Below are 5,103 nucleotides of genomic sequence, written 5' to 3'. Positions count from 1 at the left end.
AATCCGAAATTTTTCCGCACCTTAGAAGACAAGTTGGCCCAAGCAGGGCGTGTGATGAGTAGACGAACAATAGGTGGTTCCAATTGGTATAAAGCAAAAATCAAAGTAGCTCGCATTCATGAAAAGATCACGAATGCACGAAAGGATTACTTAGACAAAATCTCCACCGAGATTGTCAAAAGCCACGACATAATCGGGATGGAAGATTTGTCGGTATCTAATATGTTAAAGAATCACCATCTGGCGAAAGCCATCAGTGAAGTGTCTTGGTCACAATTCAAAAGGATGCTGGAGTACAAAGCGAAATGGTACGGAAAAAAAGTAGTGACTGTAGCAAAACATTTTCCTTCTAGTCAACTATGTTCTGGTTGTGGCTATAAAAACAAAGACGTTAAAAATCTGGGATTACGTGAATGGGAATGTCCAGAGTGCCATACCCATCACCAAAGAGATGTTAACGCAGGTATCAATCTTAAAAAGGAAGCGATAAGACTTCTAACCGTTGGAATGACGGGGCTAGCCTAATCTATAACTGGTGGATACACTAGTGTTCTTAGGAATCTCCCACTTCAAACAACCCGGAAGGGTGTTAAGTGGTGAGTAGTTCAATTGTATGCTGTTTCTAACGATCAATCGCCTTGTTGCGTGCTTTTTTCACGGCCTCTACCACTTCTTCAGGTGCTTCAAAAGAAACAAAATGTCCTATAGACGGCAGTCTTTTCAATGTATATTCATCAAAGTAATCGTACAATTTATCTGACCAATCTACAAGAATGACTGGATCTGCTTCGCCCCATAAAACATGTGTTGTATGAGGGATTTTTTCTTCAATGCCGGCTTGCTTTTGCACTGCGTCTTGTGTCTTTGCTTGCGCTCTAGCTTTATAATAGTTAATACTCCGCTTCATCCCTTCATCTTTGGCATACGATTGAATGATTGCATCCAGTTCCTTCGGACGAAGCGCCTCTTTTTTCCCTGTCCATGTTTGATAAAAATGAGTCAAATATAACCGAACAGTGTCTTCGTTATAACCTATCAAGTCTCCTGCCCAGTGCAGGTTATGAAAATGCTGATACCAAAATTGTCCTTGAATGGCTGGATCAAATCTTCTTATCCCAATTCCATTGTAAGGAGGATTCAAGAGTATTAACGATTCTACATACTGAGGATATTTCTTGGCAATAAGTTGCGCAATGGTTGCTCCAATATCATGAGCCACAATCAAAACTTTTTCGACATGTAGTTCATCTAAAAGTGAAATAATATCTTTCGCAAAATGATCCGGAGTATAACCATCTATTGGATTAACATCAGGTTTATCAGATTCCCCAAATCCCCGGAAATCCGGTGCAATTACATCTGCATCTTTTGACAATGGTTCAATAACATAACGCCAATCATACCAAAAACCAGGCCAGCCATGCAGCAAAAGAACAGGATTTCCTGTACCTTGACGTACGTAATGAATGGTTACATCGTCACTTTTAAAATAGTAATGCTGCCAAACTGGATCATTTGGTAATCGATCCTTTGAAGTCGTATCTTTCATCCTAATCCCCTCCTCTTATTTACAATAAATTTTCCATCGGATAAAGTGTTCATTACACTTTATGGCAGAGCATATCCTACCTATCGCTTCCTACTAAGTTAGAAAAAAATAACATCTATTATGAAGCAATGAAATTCCCAAAAAATTAAAGAAGCGTAAACAAAAGTTTCAACATAAAGAAAAGGATCTTAACTTGAATGAAGTTATATTAGCTATTAGTTAAAGTTCTTAAATAAAAACCTTCCTATTGTTTCCGCTTGGGAAATAACCGAAATCGTGCGCTTTGCCTTTGCATTGGTTACGGGTATTGCTTTTAGCATGGAATAACCTAAGTGCTGTGCCGTTATCTCGGGTACAATTGTCAACCCTGCCCCTGCCGCAACATAGCCAAATAAGAAATCACCGAAGTCTACCTCTGTTCTGACATTAGGTACCAAACCTTTTGCATGCAATATATCTGTAATTTTCTTTCTAACACTACAATTTGGCGGGTATAGGACTAAATTTTCCTCGTGAATTTTTTCAAGACTAATTAATTCGGCATTGGCCAATGGATGATTTTTCGGTAATACCGTGAAGAATGGCTCATGAAATAATTCTTTAATCCAATAAGACGTATTTAGCGGCACTTGTTCAATAACCGCAGCATCAATTTCACCTTTTTGAAGTAAATCCATCACTTCTAGAGAAGTATTTCTTACAACCGTTTCAATCTCTATTCCCTTTTCCTTTAATCGTAAAATCCTAGTAGGTAAATAATAGGCAGCTAAACTCGGTAACGTTCCAACTATATAAGAATGCGATTGACTCATTTTTTTGAAATCTACTTGCAAAGCAGACAACTCATCCAAAATATGCTGGATTCGACCATATAGAATTTTTCCCTCTTCTGTCAGTTCAACCCCTGATGAGGAACGAATAAATAAGGGTACCTCAAAATATTCTTCTACCTTTCGAATTTGCTTACTTAATGCAGGATGGGTAAGATTTAATTTCTCACTCGCCTTCGATATGCTTTTTTGACTAGCTGTTTCAACAAAACTCTTAAAGTATTCAATATTCATATCATTCCTCCACAAGCCCTGAATGATCTCGCATATTTTGTTATATATTTACATTATATATGATTAAGTGAGAAGAACTTCCATTTAATTGAACAAAAAAAGAGCCCTCCCGGTAAGCAATCCCTATCCCTGCTTACCGAAAGAGCTCAAGAGCATCTAGATTCTATCTACTACACCGTTTTTGTGATACCAAATAAACGGTTCGATACATATGGATAGCTGCCATATCTAATCGCCATTTCACGTTCAAAAAGGGTCAGTCTTTCAATAGTACGGTTATTTTGCAGTTTTCCGCCATCCAATATACGGAATGGAATTGGATGTAATACTTGCATAACGGCTTTTTTTGCGTTTTCATCATCTGACGTCACATATACATCACTTTCCATCTTTTCATGAATAGGTTCATTAAAGATTGGAAAAAAGGTGTTTTTAAAAGCCCCTACCACTTTTGTATCAGGAATGATTTTTTGCAATTCTTCTGCCGCAGATTGTCCCCATTCTAATGTGAAGTCGGAAAAATCTTCTGTAAATGGATTTGTGATATCAACAAAAATTTTCCCTGCTAACTCCTCTTTGTGTTGTTCTGCCCACGGCAATACATCACGAAACCATAATGTATGGATAATAATATCTGCTTCTAATGCCTTTTCATAGGATACAGGGCGTATATTTCCCAGTTCATTTTCTTCCAGTAACGATTGTATACGCTCCGGACTGCGTGAAGCCCAGTTTAATTCAACATAAGGTGCGAGTGTCTTCGCAATGCCTTGTCCCATGCGGCCTGTACCTAGTAAGCTTATCTTCATAATGAAATTCCCCCTGATATGATGGATTACATCATTATCATATCAACGGGCTTCGTCAGGCGGAATTTCTACTATTTTTCAGGGATGAAACAAAAAGTTTCAGCATTGCTCCTGTTTTACGTTCTTTCGCTCTTCAAACCATTCCATTATTCGTTCATTCTGCCCGTTATCCAAATTTTTCACCTTTACACATACACCTACAAGCCCCGATAAAATATGGAATCGAATGGTTCCAACTTGATCCCTTTTTTGAAAAATCGTTTGCTCTGTGCCAATAGATTGAATATGTTTTCTTAGAATAATGGTTTTATAGGCTGCTAGTTTACGATACGATAGAGTAATTTGTTTCTCATATATAGTAAATCCCGCGCTACGGTAACAGGCATAGCCTTGCCAGAGTCCTAGCATCACGAGTAAAAAGACTGGAAATAAGATTGGGTTCCAAATCGTTACTATACTAGCAGATAAGAAAGCGAGTACTGTTTTGACAAACAAAAATCGTTTTAAAGAGCGCCTAGGTGCCTTTTCTCCAATTGGTTGTAGGGTGTACTGCGGAACCACATATTGCAGAAATGCTGGTATTTTCTTTTTTGAAATAAAGGGATGGAGCAAGATTGTATGCACTTTTGAATCTTTCATCGACACGACTGCTTCGGCCTTAATAGAAGCAAACCCAAACAAACCTCGAAGTACCCCCTCCTCAATGGTAATACCTTGAATTTTTTTCTGTGGAAGTGTTACCTTTTTCTTATTTAATAATCCATTTGTGATATATAATTTATTATCGGATGAAACGATTCGAAAACCGTAATAGGTTATGATAAACTGAATGGTCGCTGCTACCCAAGATATAATAAGAAAGACAACCGCTAACATAATCCATAAATAAAAAGACAAATGCGCCGCTTGATTTTGAATGAATTGCGAATAGGATGCTGGTATCCAATCATTCACTTGTGACCAAAGCCCCATCAGGATGGTGAATAGGATTCCAATTTGTCCAGAAGTTATGCCTGCTAGGAGCATTTCCTTTTTCGTTAAATGATACGTTCGCTCCGTATATTTCGATTCTTCTTGATGTACACGTCTTTCGCTCCCTTTCAGAATCATCACAATCTCACTTACATCCCGAACTGGAACGCCGTATAAATCAATTTCAGGCACTTTTCCCCCCGCTGTTTCTACAATAACCTGTTCAATATGAAAGAATTGATGAAGCAACGTTGCATGAGTGGAAACAGATTGTACGCGATCATGTTGTATGAATGTTTCTTTCTTCGTAAAAACACCCCTTTTTACAAATAATCCGTCCTGTTCAATTCGGAATATAGTGAAATACCAATTTACCGTAGCCACAATCCCCGTCAAACTAACAAGTCCTATAAACAAAAGAAATATAGTAATGACGGACATGCTTTTCAATGTGAAAACAAAAAATGGAATCATACCCCAGATTATACTTTTCAAAAACTTGAAGGAACGGAACAAAATCGTAACTGGATGCTCACGTCTATTCATCCTCATCTTCTACCTTTGCTAATGTAATGATCGCTTTTTGTAAATATTGCGCCTCTTGCTCCGTTAATCCAGGTATTTCCTCTGTATTCGAAGCGGTGGATACAGACAAAGAGGATAAATGAAAAAACTTCATGATAGGTCCTTGCTTCATCTTTACATATTG

Annotated in this window: 6 protein-coding genes; 1 reads left to right on the top strand and 5 read right to left on the bottom strand. The window is 37.9% G+C overall.

What is annotated here, in order from left to right; genetic code table 11:
- The coding region (locus tag AC11ZT_RS09435) for an RNA-guided endonuclease TnpB family protein (protein ID WP_484059358.1) at positions 1-525 on the top strand (525 nt) is incomplete at its 5' end.
- Positions 526-622: 97 nt separating this feature from the next.
- Here the strand turns inward: AC11ZT_RS09435 and AC11ZT_RS09430 are convergent.
- The 5 genes from AC11ZT_RS09430 to AC11ZT_RS09410 form a co-directional block, all read right to left on the bottom strand.
- The gene (locus tag AC11ZT_RS09430) at positions 623-1,549 is read right to left on the bottom strand and encodes an alpha/beta fold hydrolase (RefSeq protein WP_484059357.1); all 927 of its coding nucleotides are present in this window, start codon (positions 1,547-1,549) and stop codon (positions 623-625) included.
- A gap of 215 nt (positions 1,550-1,764) precedes the next feature.
- Entirely contained in the window at positions 1,765-2,613 is an 849-nt protein-coding gene (locus tag AC11ZT_RS09425; RefSeq protein ID WP_484059356.1) for a LysR family transcriptional regulator, read from the bottom strand.
- Positions 2,614-2,783: 170 nt separating this feature from the next.
- Positions 2,784-3,422 (bottom strand): NADPH-dependent F420 reductase, encoded by a 639-nt coding sequence (locus AC11ZT_RS09420; protein WP_484059355.1) that lies wholly within the window; start codon positions 3,420-3,422, stop codon positions 2,784-2,786.
- Positions 3,423-3,521: 99 nt separating this feature from the next.
- Positions 3,522-4,940, bottom strand: coding sequence for a PH domain-containing protein (locus AC11ZT_RS09415; protein WP_484059354.1), 1,419 nt, complete (start codon positions 4,938-4,940; stop codon positions 3,522-3,524).
- Positions 4,933-5,091, bottom strand: a complete 159-nt coding sequence (locus AC11ZT_RS09410; protein WP_484059359.1) for a hypothetical protein — start codon at positions 5,089-5,091, stop codon at positions 4,933-4,935. Before AC11ZT_RS09410 ends, AC11ZT_RS09415 begins: the two co-directional genes overlap by 8 nt.
- Between the last annotated feature and the right edge of the window lie 12 nt (positions 5,092-5,103).

It is taken from the genome of Ectobacillus sp. (assembly GCF_056992975.1).
This window is presented reverse-complemented; position numbering and strand designations above follow the sequence as displayed.